The following is a 21405-nucleotide window of genomic DNA, read 5'->3' on the forward strand; positions in this document are numbered from 1 at the left end:
CTGCTTTAGTATTAGATACAGTTAGTTTTTACGGTGACTAGCCCAGAATTGGAAGTAGTCCGTTCTTAGCGCCCCGTTATAGAGCTTCCGGCGCTTAGTGGCTTTTTGGCCGTAGAAGGTTTCAAATTCGAGGTCAGCTGTCAAAATATATTTTGACCAAGTTGTCAGCGGTTTGAAGACGTGTCCCATTTGTTCGTATAACTTCCGGACACTCTTTTGATCGCCCATTCGTTTCCCATATGGTGGGTTCACGATGATCACGCCGTCTTCCTTATCGGTCTTGAAATCTTTGACCGCCACTTGCTTAAAGGTGATATCGTGCAGTACGCCAGCGCCATTAGCGTTGAGCTTAGCGATATCGATCATTGAACCATCAATATCACAGCCAGTAATATCAACTACGTCATCGTTTTGCTTCGTCTTAGCTTCTTCTTTAAGCTCATTGGAAGCCTTTAGATTATCAGGATGCCAGTTCTCACATGAAAAATGACGGTTGATCCCTGGCGCAATATTACGTGCCATGAGGGCTGCTTCGATAGGTAACGTCCCAGAACCGCACATCGGGTCAACAAACGGCATATCGGTATGCCAGTTCGTCAGCATGATCAGGGCAGCCGCAAAGTTTTCCTTTAACGGTGCTTCACCTTTTTCCTGACGGTAGCCCCGTTTAAATAAACTGTCACCAGTGGTATCAAGGGTTAAGGTCGCTTCATCCTTATTCAGCGCAATTTCTAGTGAGAATAGCGCGCCCGTTTCTGGGAAGCGGCTCTTGCGGTGATAGGCACCGGCCATTTGATTAACGATCGCCTTTTTAGTGACCGCTTGAATATCGGGGACACTAAAAAGTTTGGAATTTTTTGATCGGCCGTTCACCGGAAATTTAGCATCCATTGGGAGTAATTGATCCCAATCCATGGCCGTTACCGTGTCAAAAATATCATCGAAGGTCGTTGCCTTAAACGTCTTTAAAATAATTTTGATGCGGTCTGCCGAACGCAGCCAAATATTGGCCCGCAAAATATCGGTCATATCACCTTCAAAATAGATCCGGCCATTATCGACACGCACCTTGTATCCTAAATCCCGTAATTCTTGACCCGCTAACGCTTCAAGTCCACTGGCGGTTGCTGCATACAGTTGAAATTGTTGTTTTGCCATGATTTGCCTCTTTCTTTTATGGTGAGTGGCCGTTTAAGTGCAAAAAAAAGGTGAGAGTCGCCTCTCACCAATCCTGAACTGTAAATCTCTATAAGCCATGTTCCGTACTTTACTAGATGTCAGGGACAGTCTAATAAAGCGGTAATCATCTATCTCGAGAGTTAAAAACTCTCCCCCCACATTTAGTTCATTTCCAGATGTGAAGCTCCCCTACCATAGTTTGGGTTGCCCGCTCGAGGGGTTTACCAACGTTCCACCGCATCAGTTTTCCAATACGTCATCGTCGCTGTGGCACTTTTCAGGGATATTAACGCATAGCCGAAACCTTAGCGCGTTTTCCCGCCGTAACTTCTTGCGAAGTCCCCCGGCTTATTTTTTCACCGAGCACGAACACTACAAGCATCTCAGCTTGTGCGAGCATGGACTTTCCTCAGCCGACATAAGCCGGCCGCGATTACCCGAGATTTACAAGTTACTATCAAATTGTTAAAGACGGTGTGATGTGTTAGCACCACTGTCTATTTGAGAACCAAACACGTGACGTTCCAAGTTAGAAAGACGCTTCAAAATATCCATGTTAGTCACATTGGTAGCTGGCTGGCTCGGTTGAGCCGTTGTTGTGCCACCGACAGATAATTGTTTCGTCAATTCATCAACCTTTGCACGCAGACGCTCGTTCTCGTCTTGGAGGTGCTGATTTTCCTTCGTGAATGCTTCATAGTCCTTAATCACATTGTCTAAAAAGCTGTCAACGTCAGCAGGATCATAGCCCCGCATCTTCTGACGGAATTCTTTTTGAAGGATGTCTTTTGGATTATAATTAATGGTTGCCATTTAAATACACCTCATCATTTTTCAACACCAACATTTAAGATGTTATCAAATTTTAGTTTGAATTGAAACCCTTTTTTGAATTTTCTTTTGAATTTTCTGCAAATTCGTACGAAAACTCCTGTAATTGATCGAAATCAACGAGTTGCAGCGGATAATCATGCTCATCTTGCCATTTCACAATTGCATTATAATCGTACCTCGATTTGCCTTCGTTGTCTACATCGTATACTAATATTGCGCCATCGGTGTGCGTTAACATGAATTCTTGATAATTTCTTAATTGTTGCGGCGACGAATAATCGTGGTTGCTGACACTGGCATGAAAGTCAACCTGTGAGATCAACGTGGCTAATTTGGCTTGATTATCCGGTTTCCAATTGTTACCAAAGTGGGTAAAGGGCGTCATCATGGCAACCTGAAGTTCCGGATAATCTTTTTTTAACGCCATACCGACCTGGGCTGCCCACTGTTCGATCCCCATTTGACCACCCGTGATCAGCCAGTTCGTGCCGTCTTCAACGGCCTGTATCATGAGCCGTTTCAAAGCGTATTGCAAAACTAAAAACTTAGGTTCTTTTTCAGAAAAAACACCTAATTCATAGGCGCGATAACCTGTTATCCACACACGTTGCATACCTCTAAATCCCCTTTTGTGGTATCATTTCAACCATGAGTATGATGTAAGAACTGATTTTCTTACATCATCCTTAATTTAATAGTTTCATATTCCAGTTTTTATTCACTAGCCAACTTGGTATAATAACCCTAACTGGGTATGCACTTTTTTTCAATATTTTACGATAGAAAAGAGATGATCCAGCTAGTGACAATTCATTATCCTAACGGGACACAATACCGACCGCAACCGGTCAATCAGCCTGAGCATGCCAAATCTGCCTTAGTCAAACATGGTGGCCGTGGCATGACGTTAGAACAGGAAATAAACGAAAGTAATCAATATTATCTTGCTCACGACATCGCAGTTATTCATAAGAAACCGACTCCTATTCAAATCGTCAAGGTTGATTACCCTAAGCGGAGTGCCGCAGTGATTCGAGAAGCTTACTTTCGACGGCCCTCTACTACTGATTATAACGGAATTTATCGCGGCCGGTATATCGATTTTGATGCCAAAGAAACCAAGGAAAAGACCCGTTTTCCATTGGATAATTTTCATCAGCATCAAGTTGAACATATGCGTAGTTGTTTAAAACAAGGCGGAATTTGTTTTGGTTTGATTAAATTTGTCACACTTGATCAATTATATTTATTGAAGGCAACTGATTTAATCAACTATTGGGATGCGCAAGGTAGTGCGAAGGGTCGAAAATCGATTCCACTCACCGCGTTTCAAACACTGGCCATTCCAATTAAATATTCACTCAACCCCACCATCGCTTATCTTGATGCGGTTGATCAACTCATCTAACGCCTTAATCAAAGGAGTCTATTTATGTCAAGTAATCAATCCGATCCACAACCGACCCGTTCAGAACTGCGAACGAAACGAAAGGGCAGTTCTAATAATGGTCACCACTATATACGGCGGATAATTAAATGGGTGATCGGCCTTTTCTTAGCGGCCATCCTAGTAGGTGCCGTTGTGTTCTTCTACTATGCACAGGGGGCACCGGACATCTCGCAGTCCTCACTGAAAAGTGACACCTCTACTAAGGTCTACGATGCTAATAACAACGTCATTTCAAGGTTAGGCGCCCAAAACCGTGATTACGTTAAGTCGAAACACATCCCTTCACAGTTAAAGGGAGCCGTTGTTTCCATTGAAGACCGGCGTTTCTATAAAAACCATGGTGTTGACCCCATTCGGATCATCAGTGCGGCAATGCATAACGTCACTGGTTCTTCACTGGGACTTCAAGGTGGTAGTACGCTGACGCAGCAACTCGTTAAGTTGTCCGTCTTTTCAACCGCTAAGTCTGACCAAACTTTGAAACGTAAATCGCAGGAAGCCTGGTTGGCAATTAAAGTTGACCAGAAGTATAGCAAACAGCAGATCCTTGAATTTTACATTAATAAAGTTTACATGGGTAATGGTGTCTATGGGATGCAGACTGCTGCTCACTACTACTATGGTAAATCACTGTCTAAGCTGAATTTACAGCAGTTGGCCATGCTAGCTGGGATGCCGCAAAGCCCGACTAACTATGATCCAATTCATCACCCTCAATATGCGAAATATCGGCGTGATCAAGTGCTGACTGCCATGGTTGCTAATAAGCAAATTACGGCTAGTCAAGCAGCCACTGCTAAAGCTACGAGTGTTCAGACCGGCTTAGCAACAACTCACCCAGTAAGTACGATTAATTTGACTAATCAAAAATACATCGACGCTTACCTCAAACAGGTTTATGCCGAACTGAAAAGCGACGGATATAATACCAATACGGATGGATTGCGAGTCTACACCAACCTTGATATGGCTGCTCAAAAGCACCTTTATAACATTGCTAATAGTAATAATTACGTGGCTTACCCAAGCAATAAGTTCCAAGTGGGTGCCACGATGGTCAATCCACATAATGGTCGCGTGGTCGCGATGCTGGGTGGCCGTAAAACTGGTAAGGTGACTTTCGGACTTAATCGCGCGGTTCAAACTGACCGTTCCAGTGGGTCAACAGCTAAACCAATCGCTGATTACGGGCCAGCCATTCAGTACCTGAAATACCCGACGTATCAGCCGGTTCAAGATACGCAGTACTACTATCCAGGATCTAACCGCCAGTTAAATGACTTTGATAATAAGCATGAAGGCACGATCACCATGCGTAAAGCCCTGGTTGAATCACGAAACATTCCAGCGGTAAGAACGTTAGAGGCGGTTGGTATCAATCGAGCCACCAATTTCTTAGGTAACCTGGGCATGACGTTTAATGATAAGTTGACGCTTCAAAATGGGATTGGCCTTTACATTTCCACGGAACAGGAAGCTGCCGCCTACGCTGCTTTCGCTAATGGCGGTACCTATTACAAGCCGCACTTGCTTAATCGTGTAGTGACCGCCGATGGTAAATCACATTCCTATGGGGCTAAGGGCACCCGGGCAATGTCACCCGCTACGGCGTTTATGATTACGGATATGCTAAAGGGTGTCATGACCAGCACGAATGGCTCTGGTACCGCAGCCAACATCTCTGGTCTGTACCAAGCCGGTAAGACTGGAACCACTGCTTATCCTGATGATTATGCATCACAAGTTCCTGCTGATGCAGCGATGGATTCCTGGTTCACTGGTTACACCAAGAATTACTCACTTTCAATATGGACTGGCTACGATAAACAGTTCCAGACTGGTCACTACATTCCTGAAGCGCAAACCAGAATCGCACAAGAGATCTATCGTTCTGAAATGAGCTACGTTCAGCAAAATGCAAGTAATACTGACTGGACTGCCCCATCGGACGTAGTTGCTACGAAGCGTGGTAATTCAACTGAGTATTACGTTGCTGGGTATCCTGGCGATGCGTCGACCCCAACTAACGATGGGAATAGCAGCAGTACCAATACCAACGATACAACCGGTAATAACCAAGCCAACACCAATAACTCATCCAGACCGACGACTTCAAGTGAACGGCCAAGCACCTCTACTGAACAACGTCCAAGTGGTGGTAACGGTGGTAATGGCAACGGCAATGGCGGTGGAAATGATAACGATAATAATTCGCGAAACACTAATTCCGCTTCTACTGAAAGTTCCCGAACCGGTAACAACAATAATAACGACAGTAATAGTAATAGCACCACTGCTAATTCCAATGCTAGTTCTGGCAGGTCAAGCACATCAGCACCCAGGGCTGGTCAATAAACAAGCAACTAAAAAAGTTCTGGTATTAATCAATGAAAATTGGTTAATACCAGAACTTTTTGTTTTTCGAGACAATATGAAATATCACCATCAACGCGATTGATTAAAGCTGATTATTGGCATTGACGAATTTACTGATCAACCCGGCTTCTTGTTTTAAATACTTGGCATCCTTTAGATCAACGATATCTCCAATTACCGATATCAGCGGTATGGTGCCCGTTGAATGGTTAATATGGGCGTCAATAGTCGGATCGTACACGAACTCAAGACTGGCGCTATACATGATTTCCATCTCAAAGGGGTCGTTGATCGGTGTGTCTAAATAACTGGCCATGATTTTAGCAATCTTTGAAATAATCGTTTCGCCAGTTAGTTTGGCATTCTCATTACACCTAATAAAGAAATGCAGGGCATCACTATCAGGCATGCCAACGGTGATGTTGGTTAAGCTAAGACTGTCGGCATCGCCCGCTTCATGAGTGACGATAACTTCCCTATTCAACATGTTAAAAACTTCTTCAAGAAAGCCCTTTAGTTCACTGGGCGAATAGTTCTGAAATAGATTCATATCCTTTACCACCTTTTTTCAAACAGTGAGAAAGTACAAGTTTATAAGTCCTTAAATATAAATCATATGAAAGGGTTTGTCTATTCTAATGTTTATTGTTTTGTTGGTGGTTTTGGGTTTGAGTTTTTGACAATAAGTTGACAATAAGTTAAAGTAACTTATTATTTATTTACTTCATTAAAAAAAAGACCAATTCTCAAATAAATTGATCTTTCCCAACTTGATATTAAGTACAACTAGCCTACTTTTCAGGCTTTTGCGGCTGCTCCCCAATCTTAAACATGGGAATATCTGGCAGTCCCTTCTTTTTGGCACCCTTATTCGCTTTATTTGCGCTTGTAGGCGTCTGTGCTTGACGGTGCTGTCGTTCCTGCTGAATCTGTTCAGGCGTCGTCAGGTGCCGTTTTTGCCAGTTAAGCAGAATCCGGTCCATGTACTTTAAACTGTAAACTTGATTTAAAACTGCCTCTTTTAATGCTAAGCGAATAATTTCAACTTGATAATGGTCTTCATCCAGCCATTGAGAAATCATCTCTAGTTCAATGGGCGAAAGTGGCCGGCCAAATTCAGTCTCAATCTGGTTAAAAATCGTTTCACGGTTATTTTCAACCTGACTGGTCACTGCTTGCGTTTCAGCTTTTTTGACGTACTGGGCTAACTTTTCGTACAGTAAGGTAAAATCATACGAATCACGCGCTAATTGGCCTGGCTGCTGCACCGTATCGATCTGCATTAAGCGTTTGGCAATCATTGTATGCAGCTCTTGGAAGATCTGGTTATCGGTTAAACCGACCGCTTTGGCAATCGTTTCAGTCTGCGGGAAGCTGATGCCGCGGTCATTATAGCTTTTGATCTGCAAATAAATCAGAAATTCAGTATTGCTCATGCCCAGTTCGCGATAATGTTCCAGCAGCAGGGTCGAAAGACTAGTATCGCCCGATTTAAGTAACGCCTTCGCAAATGCATCCATATCGACTCCTCCAATCATTTTAAACTGTTCTAAACGTGAAGAAACTCCCCCATTGCACTAAAGATTAGGCACTGGAGAAGTTTCTGCATCAAAAATAATTGTCTATGGTCTACGGGTAGATCCGGTTCAATAGACGTGGGAATGGAATGGCTGCCCGAACGTGGTCTTCACCAGTGATCCAGGTAATGGCCCGTTCAAGTCCCAGACCAAAGCCTGAGTGAGGCACACTGCCGTACTTACGTAAGTCTAAGTACCAGCTGTATTCCTTAGGATCCAAACCGTGCTTGACGATTTGATCATACAGGTAGTCGTAATCGGTTGCCCGTTCAGAACCGCCAATGATCTCGCCGTAACCTTCAGGGGCTAATAAATCAGCACAGATTACAACGTCTTTACGGGTCGGGTGTTCTTTCATGTAGAACGCCTTGATTGCCTTCGGATAGTTCAGAACAAACACGGGTTGGCTAAAGTGATCTGCCAAGAAGGTTTCTTCTGGTGAACCGAAATCAACGCCCCAGTCAACATCAAAGCCGTTTTCCTTCAGCATATCAACGGCTTCATCATAACTGATTCGTGGATAAGGCAACTGGGTGTAACGCTTCAAGACATTAATGTCTCGACCCAGTGTGTCCAAGGCGTCTTTACAGTGATCGATCACGTTTTGAACCAAGAAAGCGATGTATTGTTCTTGAATTTCCAAACTTTGTTCCTGGTGCATGAAGGCCATTTCTGGTTCGATCATCCAAAATTCAATCAAGTGACGACGGGTCTTGGATTTTTCAGCACGGAAAGTTGGGCCAAATGAGAAGACTTTGTCAAATGCCATGGCACCAGCTTCTTCGTAGAGCTGACCAGATTGTGACAAATAAGCATCACGATCGAAATATTCCGTATGGAACAGATCAGTGGTTCCTTCAGGTGCGCTACCAGTCAGGATTGGGGCATCAATCTTAGTAAACCCTTCCTTGTTGAAGAATTCATAGGTTGCCCGAATCACTTCGTTGCGAATAACCATCGTGGCGTGCGGACGTGATGACCGTAACCATAAATGACGGTGATCTAACAAGAAATCGATCCCGTGTTCCTTAGGTGTGATCGGATAGTCTTCGCTTTCGCCAATGACTTCGATAGATTCCACAGCAATTTCGTAGCCGAACTTAGACCGGCTATCTTCATGAATCACACCGGTGATCCACATACTGGTTTCTTGCCGCAGTTCTTTAGCAGTTTCAAAGACTTCCTCTGAGACGTTGTTTTTTAACACAACGCCTTGGAAAAAGGCGGTGCCGTCTCGTAACTGCAAGAAAGCAATTTTCCCGCTGGAACGCTTATTAGTCAGCCAAACACCGATTTTGACTTTTTCGTCAACATGGTCTTTGGCGTTGATGATGTTAATCTGTTGCACAATGTAACCCCCAATAAATAATTAGTCTTTAAATTGTACCATGAACTTGTTGATTCTAGCCATAGCTGTTTTTAAGGCGTCCATGTCAGTTGCGTAACTGATACGAACGTGGTTTTTAACACCGAATGCAGAACCGTCGACTAAAGCCACGTGGGCTTCAGATAATAAACGGCTAACGAATTCACCAGTTGTGGCAATGCCCGAGATCTTCAACGCACCACTCACGTCTGGGAAAAGATAAAAGGCCCCTTGCGGTTTAACTGGCAGGTCGAATCCAGGAATCGCTGTGAGCAACGGATAGATCGTGTTTAAACGGTCTTCAAACGCTTTGCGCATCACTTCAACCTGGTCTTGATTACCCGTAAAGGCTTCTAGCAGCGCGTATTGACTAACCGCAGTCGGATTCCCGGTCGCGTGGGACAGAAAAGCCGAGATCTTACTGATCAGCTGTTCATCCGCCACAACGTAGCCCATCCGCCAGCCAGTCATGGAATAGGTCTTGCTACCACCGGAAATGATAATGATTCGTGGATCTAACTGGTCATCTAATTGCGCAATGGAAGTGAAGCTCGCCCCGTTATAAACCAGCTGGCCATAAATATCATCCGTGATCACCATGACATCGTGAGCCTTCGTCCAGTCATTCAGAGCTGTCAGCTCCTGTTGATCATAGATCACGCCAGTCGGATTTTCAGGACTGTTCAGCACGAAGGCCACCGTTTTATCAGTTAACTTCGCTGCTAAATCAGCTGGTGTTACCTTAAAACTTGACCCCACTGGTACTGAAATTGGTACCCCGCCAGCCAGTTTGATCTGTTCAGCATAACTGACCCAGTATGGTTCCGGTAATAAAACTTCGTCTCCCGGATCAAGGATCGCCTGAAACGTGCTGTACAGTGCCATTTTGGCACCAGTCGTAATGGCAACGTTTGAGGCTGACAACCCGGTCAGGCCGTAGTCACTCGCCATTTTATCCGCCACGGCAGTCCGTAATGGTAAAATTCCGGCAGCCGGGGTATAAAAGCTGGTTTTGCCTGATTTAATGGCGTCAATAGCAGCTTGTTCAATATTTTTGGGCGTTTCAAAGTCCGGTTCACCAATACCAAGGTTAATCACATCAATCCCGTCAGCAATCATTTGTTTTGCCTGAGCAGAAACTTTCATGGTAGCAGACGGCTGAAGCTGTTGTGCACGCTGCGAAATCTTCAAAAGAATGGCCTCCTTGAATAACTAGATGTTTTCGATAGACTGCAATACTTTACCAGATTTAAAACCTAACGTTTCATAACATAGTTGACCCTTATGATTCATATAACTAACGACCCATGCTGGGTGGCCGTTAAATACGCTGAGTGCCGCTGAGAGTACCTTCTTAGGATTATGCTTGGACCAGACTCGGCTGAGAGCTTGATTTCGGGATAAGCCATTTTTTTGCTGCAGGACTCTCACGTTGCCACCCTTTTGGGGAACAATAATGTACACTGACTGATTCTGAGCGTTTTGACCAGCAACGGTGTAGTAAGTATCGTCTAAATTAGTCCAGTAAAAGCCGTCAGTCGTTTTTAAACCAGCATACTTTCTGGCAATCGAAACGGACTGCGCTTTGGCTTTGGTCACTGGAGAAGTAGCATGGTGAATTCCCCCAAAACCGACCAAGATTAAAACGATAATGATGCCAAGTAACGTCAGCATAAGCCGACTACCAAACCGCTTTCGGCTTGCATGTTCCCTTCTCATGTTCTTTCACACGCCTTCTTTCAGTTATCACCGCGAACAATTATATCAAATCTTAGCTGTCGTGGCTGATACTTTTGTGTTTTTTAAAAAATTTAGTCATATCGCTAAGTAATTGCGGCACCGTCCCGGTCATTGTTGGCAAGCTGGCCGGTAAGGTCTTCAAAATGGTTTGCCCATAGTGCCGTGAAACTAACCGGCTATCTAAGACGATCACCGCACCGTAGTCCTGTCGTGTTCGAATCAGCCGGCCTACACCCTGACGCAGTCGCAGCGTCGCTTTAGGCAGTGAGAGGTTGTAAAACGGATTTTTACCCTTGGCTTTCATCCGTTCGTACTGGACCTTCGTTTCCAACTGATCAGGCGAATCAAACGGTAATCGGGCAATCACCAGCAGCTGCAGTTTATCCTGCGGCAGATCAATGCCTTCCCAGAAGCTCGCTGCCCCCAGTAAAACGGCATTATCTTCATCCATGAACCGTTTGATGAGTTTTTCCTTAGACCCCGAAATTCCCTGCGCTAAGATCAGCCGCTGCTTGGGATGAATGGCGTCCGTTAGCCGTTCATAGACAGCTTCGATCGCTGCCAAGGAATTAAACAGGACCAGTGTTGGCCGGTTAACCTGAGACAGTGCTTGAATCAGCGTGTGTGAGACGTACTGGTTATAGGCGTCCTCGTCTTTAATGTCGGGCGCGTCATTACTAATGTACATCTTGGCCTGAGCCGCGAAATCAAAGTCCGATTTCAACCGGCGCATCTTCACGGCAGCCCGGTCAAGGTCTAACTGATCATACAGATACTGTGAACGGTTGGAAGAAAAGAGCGTCGCACCCGTAAACATCGGGGCTTGAAAATGCGAGTAGATCTGCTGTGATAAAAAGCCTTCCACGGTCATCAGGTTAGACGCCACCATAATATGACTCAGATCATTACTGATCGTCAGCCAGTAGAGATAGCTGCCCGTGCCGGCTTCTTCATGTTTGGGTGCCTGCCGAATTGCCGACAGCGTGTCCCAGGCATCCGTGATGGCGTTGACCGCGTGACTAAAGCGTAAGAACAGTTCTTCATCGCTCTTCAGCCAGCGGTTAGACTGCTTGTAAAAGGAATCGGTGATCTTAGCTAACCGATCCTGAAATTTACCCACTAAAATGTCTAATTGTTCAAACAAGCCTTCACGCTGGGTGAGAAAACCGACCCAGTCGTCCTCGGAGATCACGATCTCCTTGTATGGCTTGGTAAATTTGCCACCAAACTGGGCTTTAAAGTGATTGGTTAAATAATCGCTTAAAGCGCGCAGCTGGCGACTAAACTCAATTAACCAGCGATAAAAGGTATTCAGATCATCATTTAAGGTTAACCCGTCAGTGGCAGCCGTCAGCCCGTACTCGTTTTCTGGGTCCAATAACTCCATTAAGCGGCGGCTGGTTGAAAGTGACACTTGAAAATCAAATTTTTGCCGCTGGGTCTTTAACGCGTAATCCGCTAGATGCTGGGCTTCATCAACAACCAAGTACGGCTGATGAAAATTATCGCCTAGTAGATCAGCATGCTGAATTAAAAACGCGTGATTCACAATGATAAACCGTGTGTATTTCAACCGCTGATACAGCCGACGGAGAAAATCGTCTTCGTAAAAGGGATCCGTATCCGTTAAGTCGGCCATACCATGGTGGTAAACACTGTCCAGATACGGCGGTTCATTTTTAAAATGCAGTTCATCTAAGTCCCCAGTAGCGGTCTGTGTTAACCAAACTAACAGTCTGAGTTTAATTAACTGCGTCTGCTTGGAATGGTCAGTTTGGCTCAACGAGATCTTAAACCGTGATAGATCCAGATAATGGGCGTTGCCCTTAACCACTTCTGCGTGGGTCTCAAAGGGCAGCATCCGTTCTAGTAGCGGCATGGTCTGATTGATCAGCTGATTTTGCAGCAGTACCGTATCGGTAGCGATGACCACCTGTTTATCAAATTTTTGAGCGAGGTACGCCATTGGCAGTGCATAGCCCAAGGTTTTCCCGGTACCAGTCGGCGCTTCAACGATCAGCGGCTGATTGGCCGTTTGCGCATCCGTGTACTGCCGGTAAACCAGGTTCATCATCTTGGCTTGATCAGCACGCCATTCAAAGTGTTCGGGGAAGCGTTTTAACTTATTCTTTTTCGTCCGTGGATAGGTATATTCCCGGTCATCAGTCGCCGTGATCACCGGTGTCTTACGCAGAGCGATCCCGTGTGACACGTACAAGTAATCTGGCAGACTGCGAGGGTGTCTGCGGACTTCCGCTAAGCCCCACTTGAACACCTCACCGGTATCCCGCGGTAGTTCAGCCTCTTCTGCAACCATCTGCTGCAGCGTCACGATCGGTAATTCCAGCATCCGCTTGAACAGCACGATCAGCAATTCACCGGTCACTAACGCATCGTCGTTAGCCGTATGCGGGTGATCATGAACGATATTTAAGTATTGGGTTAGATCATGCAGCCGATAACTCGGCACGGTCGGCATTAAGATTTGACTCAGCGTCACCGTATCGATGGCCTGAATATCAAGCCGCGGATACCCGACCCGTTCCAGTTCAGCGTTGACGAACGGAAAGTCGAAGTTGACGTTATGCGCCACAAAAACCGTGTCAGACAGCAGACTAAAAATCGTCCCAGCAACGTCATCAAACAGCGGTGCCCGTTTGACCTGGGCTTCTGAGATCCCGGTCAAAGCCTGAATCGACTGCGGAATTGAAGTTTGGGGATTAACGTCCGTGTTAAAGTGGTTAATAATTTCACCATTTTGCACCAGGACGCACCCAAATTGAATCATTCGGTTGCCTTCAGCAACGTTAGTACCGGTCGTTTCAATATCAACGACGGCATAAATTGTATTTGCATCCATTAATTTCACCAAATTCTCTATTAGCTTTCTTTGTTTATCATACTACACTTGGTTCCTAGGCGGAAGCAGGCGTTAACAGATGACCCGTTTTAACTGTAAAATGACTACTTTTTCAAAGCTTAGTAGCCGTTTAATGCACCTTAATAATGATAGTTAAACATCAATAACCAGTAAACCATTCTTAACAAAGCATTAAATTTAGCGTATTTCCAGCGCTACAGCCCCGCACTATCTTGTAACCACGGGCTATTTGTCGTATGATACCATGTGTTTGTAATCATTAGAAACACTACTAATTTTAACTTGAAAATTAACACTAACTATTTGAGGGGAGCAGTTGCAGTGGAAACATCGGCTAGTGGCAGCAGTCACGCAAAAATCATATTAATTGGTGAACACAGTGTGGTTTACCAGCAGCCTGCAATTGCACTGCCCTTACCTGCTGTCCGTGAAAACGTCATTTTGACGCCGCGCGCAGACGGGGTTCAGCAGCTGGTCAGCCGCTATTATACGGGTAATCGGCAGTCGGCCCCTGCACAACTGCATGGCATCAATGAATTGATCGACGAACTACTGGTGCGGTTTGGCGCCCAAAAGATCGGTTTTGATCTCACCATCAACAGTCATTTACCGGCTGAACGCGGCATGGGCTCATCCGCAGCAACCGCAGTGGCGGTCATCCGTGCCCTGTACCGCTTCTTCAAACAACCGCTCTCCCACGCCCAATTATTAGCAGATGCCAATATTTCAGAAAAAATTATCCATGGTAATCCCAGCGGCATTGACGTGGCAACTGCTAGTGCCGACAATCCGATCTGGTTTGTCAGTGGCACGCAGCCGGTCACGCTGCCCTTTCACCTGCACGGCTATTTAGTCGTTGCAGACAGCGGGGTTCATGGCCAAACTGGCTTAGCCGTCAAAGCCGTCGCCCAATTGCGTACCGCTGACCCGCAGTCCGCCAACCACGCCATTAAGGGTCTCGGCCAGTTAACGTACACTGCTAAGGACGCGCTGGCTAACGATCGGCTATCTGAGTTGGGGTCGATTTTTGATCACGCTCAGGTGCTGTTAAGACAGCTCGGCGTCAGTCATCCGCGGTTAGACGAAATGATCACGGTGGCCAGACAAAATGGCGCGCTGGGCGCTAAGTTAACTGGTGGCGGCATGGGCGGCTGCATGATCTGCCTGGCAGAAAATGAAGCTACCGCTACCAAGATCCGTTTAGACTTAGCCAATCACGGCGTGGCCCAATCATGGGTTCAGCCCTTAAAAAGTGAGGAAACCAAATAATGGCAATCACAGATCACCCGATTACCGCTAAAGCCCATACTAATATCGCTTTAGTGAAGTACTGGGGAAAATTAGACGATCAGCTGATCATTCCGCAAAATGACAGTTTATCGATCACACTGGATGAATTTTACACCCAAACGGCGGTGCAGTTTAGTCCCAGTTTAGCCGCAGACAAAGTCGTTTTTGACGATCAGACTTTATCCGCTACTGACAGTCTAAGAGTGCGAACGTTCTTAGATCAGGTCCGTGCTTTAGCCCACATTGATTATCGGGCAAGCGTGACCACCCAGAATTTCGTGCCAACCGCCGCTGGATTAGCTTCTTCAGCTTCTGGGTTTGCTGCTTTGGCTGGTGCTGCCAGTCGTGCGGCAGGACTTCATTTAAACCGCCAAGACCTGTCTCGATTGGCACGGCGCGGTTCTGGCTCAGCTACCCGCTCCATTTTTGGGGGCTTCGTGGCTTGGCAGCAAGGCCATGACGATGCGACTTCCTACGCCTACCCCATCGACGAACAACCGACTTGGGATATCGCGGTGGTGGCCTTGGTTTTGACCGCCAAGCAAAAGAAGATTTCCAGCCGGGTCGGGATGAAACGGGCCGTTGAGACCAGCCCCTTTTATCCGGCCTGGATCACCGCCAGTCAGACTGATTTTAAAACAATGAAAACGGCCATTGAAACGCAAGACTTTGAACTCCTTGGTCACACGGCCGAACAAAACGCCATGCGCATGCACGCTTTGACCCTGAGTTCTGACCCCACCTTTACATACTTTAACGCCGATTCGATCAAGGCAATGAACATGGTGAGAGACCTTCGTTTGCGTGGTATTTCGTGTTACTTTACAATGGACGCTGGTCCCAACGTCAAGATCATCTGCCACGGCAGCGACGCTAAGCGCATTGCTCAGCATTTTCAAACGGCATTCGGTCAGGATCACGTACTTGTTACCCGACCCGGTGCGGGTATTTCAATTTCAGATTAAAAATTTAAATGAGTTATCAATTAGCAGCGGCTTCCTTTAGCCTGCTAGTGAAAGGACATGATGTTTTGATTTCTGTGAAAGCCCCAGGCAAACTTTATATTGCGGGTGAATACGCCGTCGTTGAGACTGGTTTCCCCGCAATCATTGTTGCCTTGGATCAATTTGTAACGGTGACGATTCGATCAGCTGATCAAATTGGCAGTATTGTTTCCAGTCAGTATCAGGAGAATTCCATTTATTGGCGTCGTGAAGAGGGCGAAATGGTCTTTGATAACCGTGATAACCCCTTTCACTATATCTTATCAGCGATTAAAGTCACTGAAGATTACGCCAAGACTGTGGGCAAGGATCTAGGAATTTACCACTTAACTGTAGAAAGCGACCTGGATAGTAAGGACGGCCGTAAATATGGTCTGGGTTCATCCGCCGCCGTGACTGTGGCCACGATCAAAGCACTCTGCGAATTTTACGCCCTGCCAGTCGACCATGATAAATTATTTAAACTCGCTGCCATCGCCCACTTCCACGTCCAGGGCAACGGTTCTTTAGGAGATATTGCCGCCAGTGTCTATGGTGGCTGGATCGCCTACCGCTCATTTGACCGCGACTGGTTAAAACTAGCCGAAAAGAGCTATAACTTTGCTGAATTGCTGGATATGGATTGGCCGGGACTCGACATTGAGTTACTGACCCCGCCGAAGAGCTTAAAGTTACTCGTTGGCTGGACGGGTTCGCCGGCCTCCACCTCTCATTTAGTGGACCGGGTCGCCCTCAACAAAGCCAAGCGCCAGCAAGCCTATCAAGACTTTCTTAATAACAGTCAGGCCTGTTTGAAACGGATGATCGCCGGTTTTCGCAGCCAGGACCTGCACGCCATTCAGACGGAAATTGCGATTAATCGCAAATTACTGAACGAATTGGATCAATTTACCCACGCCCACATTGAAACGCCATTACTGACGAAACTGTGCGACATTGCTGAAGAGTTTGGCGGCATTGCTAAAACTTCCGGTGCCGGTGGCGGTGACTGCGGTATTGCCATCATCGATTCTCACAAACAGTTAAACCAGTTGATTGAAAAATGGGCCGCTAACCAGATTATTCCCTTAAGTTTTAACGTGCACCACGTTAAGGAGTGATAAGATGACTTCGCAACAATCCCATCGTAAGGATGAACACGTGTCACTCGCTGAAAAATTCCACCAACCGGTCACCGACAGCAGTTTTAATCAAGTGCGAATTCTCCATCAGAGTCTCCCTGAACTGGGCTTATCTGATGTGGACACCAGCACTGTCTTTGAGGGCCATCGTTTGGCTTACCCCATTTTGATTGAAGCCATGACCGGTGGCAGTGAACAGACTGGTCGGCTCAACGCGCAAATTGCACGGTTAGCTGCCGCAACTCACCTGCCAATGGCGGTTGGTTCGCAAAGTGTCGCTTTAAAACAGCCGGAATTAGCCCCGACCTTTTCCGTAGTGCGGCAGTATAATCCCGATGGCCTGGTGATTGCTAACATGGGTGCCGGTCATAGCGTGGCTGACGCGCAGGCGGTAGTTGAGATGGTGGCAGCCGATGCGCTACAGATTCACATCAATGCCGCTCAAGAAATTATCATGCCAGAAGGCGACCGGGAATTCTACTGGTTAGATCAGCTGGCAGCCGTCGTCGCGAAGCTTGATCTGCCCGTCATCGTAAAGGAAGTCGGCTTCGGTATGACGGCCAAAACAGTTCAAAAATTAATGGCCATCGGCGTTAACAACGTTGATTTAAGTGGTCGTGGCGGGACTAGTTTTGCTAAAATCGAAAACTTTCGCCGTCCCGAAAAGGAAATGGCCTACCTCGATAACTGGGGATTGACTACCACCGAATCACTGCTTGAGATGCGTAAATTATCAACGCGACCGTGGATCTTTGCCAGCGGCGGTATCAAAACCCCGCTGGATGCCATTAAAGCCTTGGCTTTAGGCGCGGATGCAGCTGGTATGGCCGGTGAAGTGCTACACCATTTGATTACCACTGACTACGCTGCTACTGAAGATTGGCTGCGTCATTGGCTGCAAGGGTTTAAACAACTGATGCTGCTGACTGGCAGTCAAACCGTTAAGGACCTGCGCAAGCAATCGATGGTCTTTTCGCCAGAGCTAGAGTCATTTGCTCGACAAAGATTTATTTCACTTGAATAACTTTGAGATAATAAATAAAGGACTAGCAAATTAACGTTAATTTTGCTAGTCCTTTTTAGTTTGGTTTTGTTTTGATTGTGTTTATATATAAGTTAAAGTAACTTTTGTCAATTTAACTTTCTCAATCAAAAAAACAGCCCTTTACATCAGGCTGCCTTGCTAAATTTTTAATGCACGTTAAACCTTAATCCCTTGGGGAAGAAGTTTTTAACCGTCTGATTAACTGCCTTGCCAAAGGCCACTGGCTGTCCGTTACAAAACAGTCGGACCCAGCCTTTTTTAAGCGGGAGATCTGTTTTGGTGAAAATGTCACCGTGAACGACTTGTTTCCAGTCATCCTCCGAAATTTCGGTTTCATACTTAAACTGACCGGGACGTAAAGCCAACGCCATGGCGTAACTGGGTTCAAAGCGGTGCTTTTTAAGGGTCCCCAAGTGCAGCCCTGGCCGAACGACTTTTAACCCTCTGAGTGACGGCGTACCAGCCGGTAATAAGTAAAGCTGATCACCAAACGCCACTAAGCGGTGCGAATCCACTTTAAAGTTTAAGTATTGCTCGGCAAATGCTTCAAACAAGTTCGATTGGTCGCGAGAAACGTTTGACGGCTGCTGATGGTATTTTGTTACCCTGCCAATGGCCTCTTTCAATTTTAGCTTGGCAACAAAGTGACCTTCACCGCGCATCAAATGTGGGAACAACCGTGCAGCCCCCTTCAAAGCGGGATCACCATTGCCCCACTCCGGTTTAGCATCAATGATCCCGGCCGTTTTTTGAATCGGCACCACTTCAAACTGTGGGTAAGTTTCCAGCAGCCAAGAGATCATCTGCTCATCTTCTTCGGGCGCAAAGGTACACGTCGAGTAAACCAGTTCACCACCCGGTTTAATCACTTTCACCGCTTCAGTCAGAATTTCGCGCTGCCGCTTGGCACAGGTTGCCGGATAATCGGGGGTCCAATAGCTGACAGCATCCGGATCCTTGCGAAACATCCCTTCACCCGAACACGGTGCGTCCACTAAGACTTGGTCAAAAAAAGTGGGAAAGGCTTTCGCAATCGAGGCTGGATCTTCATTAAGAACCAGTGTGTTGCTTAACCCAAAACGCTCGGTATTTTCTGCCAGTACCTTGGCCCGTTTTGGCATGATCTCGTTGCTGACGAGCAGACCAGTCTGCTGCAAAAAGCTGCTAAGATGCGTCGTTTTGCCTCCCGGAGACGCACACAGATCAAGCACGCGCATACCTTCACTAGGATGGGCAACTTCTCCCACAAACATTGCGCTGGGCTCCTGGCTATATACGGCACCGGATTGATGATCCAGCGTGTGGCCGCTGACTTTGCCATAATACCCCCATTTGGTGTAGGGTACCGGATCCGTTAAATCAAGGTCATCCGGGGTTGGTCGCAGCGGGTTGATTCGAAAGCCGCTATTTTCTGATTGGTCGAAGCTGGCAAAAAAGGCTGGCGCCTGATCACCAAGTAATTGCTGATATTTAGTTTTAAATGCTGCTGGTAATTCCATGATCTATCCCTTTCATTGCGCAAAATTAACTGAAAAAAGTATACCTTTTCAAAGCCTAACGGTCAATTCGAATCACCCTTGCACCTTCACCGCGTAATGCAAGCTATCTTGCTCTAACCCCATTGATTGTGGTAAATTAGGGCTATTAATCTTACAGAAACTAATCGACAAGAACGGATGTGTAAACTTGAATCAAAAATTAATCGCACTAGACCTAGACGGCACGACCTTAAACAATGAAGCAAAACTCTCTCAAAAAACAATTGCCACCATTAGGGCAGCTATTAAAGCCGGCCACATCGTTACTATTGTAACGGGGCGGCCAAACCGGCTGTCACAGACCTATTACGACCAATTAGGACTCACTTCTCCAATGATCAACTTCAATGGCAGCTTGGGTCACGTGCCGCATCACCACTGGCAGTATGAATATCAGTATACTTTCGATCGCGGTATCGTTTTCGATTTACTGAAACATCAGCAGGAGTTTAACATTTCCATGATTGCCGCGGAGGGTAAGCACCTGTTCTTAGCGCACCAAACGGCAGCCACTCAAGTCGGCTTCTTCCCCACTGTGCTAACCCACGACCAGCAGTTGAGTCCGGCTACCTTGACCCAAAACCCAACCAGTATGACGATTGCGGTTGACCGGCCACTGCAGAAAAAACTGCAAACCTACATTGAAGCCCATTTCGGCAATGACGTCGACGTGGCCCCGTGGGGCGGCCCCAACAGTGTCCTTGAAATTGGCACTAAGGGTGTCCAGAAAGCGGTTGGCCTAGAGCGTCTGGCCAATTACTATCAAATTGACCGTCAAAACGTGATCGCCTTTGGTGACGAGCATAACGACAACGAAATGATCGCCTATGCTGGTCAAGGGGTGGCCATGAGTAACGCCACCGATAAGTTAAAGGCCATTGCCGACGATGTAACGACCCTTAATAATGATCAGGACGGGATGGCTGACTACCTCGCTAAAACATTGAAATTAGCTTAAACTAATAATCGCCTAGCACTACTATCTTTTAGTAATGCTAGGCGATTTAAATAGCGTCTGTTTACTTCCAAAGTGTCTTTTCAACGCGTTGAATGGTGTTCAGGTAGTCCCCGTTTGCTTGGTGCTGTGACTGACCGAAATACACGTATTTGCCCAACAGTGCGATACCCGTTAGCACCGTGTTTTCTGGTAACTGATCGATTGGCTGATCATGGAAACCATTTTTCAGCAGCCAGAATCCTTTGCTGACGGCATGTTCGTCGCCATAACTCTTAGTCGCGTAAAGCGCTCTGCCGTTTGAAAAACTGATGCTTTGAATACTGCCGATCGTTTCGGGTGCCAGTTGCTTAGTATTAGGCTTAAAGGATTGGTAAACCGTGGCCATCATTTTTAGATTGCCCGCCTCAATGGTCGTTTGGCCATGAGCCGTCAGCTGTCGGAGTAAGTGACTCATCTGCGCCAGATTATAGACCGTACCTTGCAAGTGCTGGCCCCGATCTAATACCATGACGGCCAGTTCGCTGCGATCACTGGATAAGGCCGAAACAGCGCCAATGACTGGACCTGGCAGCGGTGTCCCCGTAATGTTGGCACTTTCTAAATGGGTTATCTTAAAAATCTCCAGCTGCTGGTCTTGAGTACCCGTATCAACACTCACGCGCCATAGTTCGGGAGCGTTTGGCTGACCATTGGCATCAGTTGGCTGACCGCACAGCAACAAGCTTAATTTGGGCGCACTGGCAATCAGTGCTAAACTATGCACGTTAACCAAGTTTGGCAGGGTGATCTGTGCCTTTAAATCAGCCGTAGCACTGGCTGTTGAATCATCTAAATGACATGCCGTGATCACCGTAGCTTGCTTAACTGTTTGCGCGACGTAGCTTGTCTGATGGTCAATACAAAAAGCGGTCACAGGCGATTGGTGTGCTAATCCCTGGATCGTATAGGCTAAAGTTGACTGCATTTCAAAAAACTCCTTTTCTTTACAGGTGTTTATCAAGATATAAGTAAAGCGTCTGTATAATTATTAACATAATTATACCATA

Annotated in this window: 18 protein-coding genes and 1 other RNA gene; 7 read left to right on the forward strand and 12 right to left on the reverse strand. The window is 46.4% G+C overall.

Translation table 11 applies throughout. From position 1 onward, the window contains the following. Positions 1-21: 21 nt before the first annotated feature. From CES79_RS10390 to CES79_RS10405, 4 genes are all read right to left on the reverse strand, one after another. Positions 22-1158, reverse strand: coding sequence for a THUMP domain-containing class I SAM-dependent RNA methyltransferase (locus CES79_RS10390; protein ID WP_089137134.1), 1137 nt, complete (start codon positions 1156-1158; stop codon positions 22-24). A gap of 86 nt (positions 1159-1244) precedes the next feature. Beyond that, positions 1245-1624, reverse strand: an RNA gene (rnpB, locus tag CES79_RS10395) — RNase P RNA component class B. Positions 1625-1644: 20 nt separating this feature from the next. Beyond that, positions 1645-1992: a cell division regulator GpsB gene (gpsB, locus tag CES79_RS10400; RefSeq protein ID WP_054655131.1), complete on the reverse strand. Its 348-nt coding sequence runs from the start codon at positions 1990-1992 to the stop codon at positions 1645-1647. A gap of 52 nt (positions 1993-2044) precedes the next feature. After that, complete coding sequence (locus CES79_RS10405) at positions 2045-2626, reverse strand: SLOG family protein (protein WP_089137135.1); 582 nt, start codon at positions 2624-2626, stop codon at positions 2045-2047. A gap of 189 nt (positions 2627-2815) precedes the next feature. Here CES79_RS10405 and recU point away from each other — a divergent pair, with 189 nt between their 5' ends. Continuing rightward, positions 2816-3421 (forward strand): Holliday junction resolvase RecU, encoded by a 606-nt coding sequence (recU, locus tag CES79_RS10410; RefSeq protein ID WP_054655129.1) that lies wholly within the window; start codon positions 2816-2818, stop codon positions 3419-3421. A gap of 24 nt (positions 3422-3445) precedes the next feature. Further along, positions 3446-5818, forward strand: coding sequence for a transglycosylase domain-containing protein (locus CES79_RS10415; protein ID WP_089137137.1), 2373 nt, complete (start codon positions 3446-3448; stop codon positions 5816-5818). Between the two features lie 103 nt (positions 5819-5921). Here CES79_RS10415 and CES79_RS10420 read toward each other — a convergent pair whose 3' ends face one another. The 6 genes from CES79_RS10420 to CES79_RS10445 form a co-directional block, all read right to left on the reverse strand. After that, positions 5922-6389: a hypothetical protein gene (locus CES79_RS10420; RefSeq protein ID WP_054655127.1), complete on the reverse strand. Its 468-nt coding sequence runs from the start codon at positions 6387-6389 to the stop codon at positions 5922-5924. A 241-nt stretch (positions 6390-6630) separates the two neighbouring features. Continuing rightward, positions 6631-7359 carry a DnaD domain protein gene (locus tag CES79_RS10425; RefSeq protein ID WP_089137138.1) on the reverse strand — a complete coding sequence of 243 codons (729 nt, stop codon included), beginning with the start codon at positions 7357-7359 and terminating at the stop codon, positions 6631-6633. 109 nt (positions 7360-7468) lie between these two features. Further along, positions 7469-8764 carry an asparagine--tRNA ligase gene (gene asnS / locus CES79_RS10430; RefSeq protein ID WP_153188469.1) on the reverse strand — a complete coding sequence of 432 codons (1296 nt, stop codon included), beginning with the start codon at positions 8762-8764 and terminating at the stop codon, positions 7469-7471. A gap of 21 nt (positions 8765-8785) precedes the next feature. Next, positions 8786-9973 (reverse strand): pyridoxal phosphate-dependent aminotransferase, encoded by a 1188-nt coding sequence (locus tag CES79_RS10435; RefSeq protein ID WP_089137140.1) that lies wholly within the window; start codon positions 9971-9973, stop codon positions 8786-8788. 21 nt (positions 9974-9994) lie between these two features. After that, the gene (locus CES79_RS10440; protein WP_225362404.1) at positions 9995-10456 is read right to left on the reverse strand and encodes a cell wall elongation regulator TseB-like domain-containing protein; all 462 of its coding nucleotides are present in this window, start codon (positions 10454-10456) and stop codon (positions 9995-9997) included. Positions 10457-10553: 97 nt separating this feature from the next. Continuing rightward, complete coding sequence (locus CES79_RS10445; RefSeq protein WP_133286355.1) at positions 10554-13382, reverse strand: helicase C-terminal domain-containing protein; 2829 nt, start codon at positions 13380-13382, stop codon at positions 10554-10556. 342 nt (positions 13383-13724) lie between these two features. On the opposite strand from CES79_RS10445, the gene mvk reads away from it, so the two are divergent. The 4 genes from mvk to fni all read left to right on the forward strand — a co-directional run bounded on the left by mvk (position 13725) and on the right by fni (position 17842). Continuing rightward, positions 13725-14672 carry a mevalonate kinase gene (gene mvk / locus CES79_RS10450; protein WP_089137143.1) on the forward strand — a complete coding sequence of 316 codons (948 nt, stop codon included), beginning with the start codon at positions 13725-13727 and terminating at the stop codon, positions 14670-14672. Beyond that, a complete protein-coding gene (gene mvaD / locus CES79_RS10455) occupies positions 14672-15658 on the forward strand; it encodes a diphosphomevalonate decarboxylase (RefSeq protein WP_054655118.1) in 987 nt (328 codons plus the stop codon). The genes mvk and mvaD overlap by 1 nt, the downstream gene beginning before the upstream one ends. Positions 15659-15723: 65 nt before the next feature. Continuing rightward, entirely contained in the window at positions 15724-16797 is a 1074-nt protein-coding gene (locus CES79_RS10460) for a phosphomevalonate kinase (RefSeq protein WP_089137152.1), read from the forward strand. Between the two features lie 4 nt (positions 16798-16801). Beyond that, positions 16802-17842: a type 2 isopentenyl-diphosphate Delta-isomerase gene (gene fni, locus CES79_RS10465; RefSeq protein WP_054655116.1), complete on the forward strand. Its 1041-nt coding sequence runs from the start codon at positions 16802-16804 to the stop codon at positions 17840-17842. Positions 17843-18009: 167 nt separating this feature from the next. Here the strand turns inward: fni and CES79_RS10470 are convergent, their stop codons facing one another. Next, on the reverse strand, positions 18010-19362 hold the full coding sequence (locus CES79_RS10470) for an RsmF rRNA methyltransferase first C-terminal domain-containing protein (protein WP_089137144.1): 1353 nt from the start codon (positions 19360-19362) through the stop codon (positions 18010-18012). 187 nt (positions 19363-19549) lie between these two features. Here CES79_RS10470 and CES79_RS10475 point away from each other — a divergent pair, with 187 nt between their 5' ends. Continuing rightward, positions 19550-20359, forward strand: a complete 810-nt coding sequence (locus CES79_RS10475; protein ID WP_089137145.1) for a Cof-type HAD-IIB family hydrolase — start codon at positions 19550-19552, stop codon at positions 20357-20359. 61 nt (positions 20360-20420) lie between these two features. On the opposite strand, the gene CES79_RS10480 is transcribed toward CES79_RS10475, so the two are convergent. Further along, positions 20421-21323, reverse strand: coding sequence for a helveticin J family class III bacteriocin (locus tag CES79_RS10480; protein WP_054655114.1), 903 nt, complete (start codon positions 21321-21323; stop codon positions 20421-20423). Positions 21324-21405 lie beyond the last annotated feature (82 nt).

Origin of the sequence: Secundilactobacillus silagei JCM 19001 (genome assembly GCF_002217945.1) — a bacterium.
Classification (GTDB): Bacteria; Bacillota; Bacilli; order Lactobacillales; family Lactobacillaceae; genus Secundilactobacillus; species Secundilactobacillus silagei.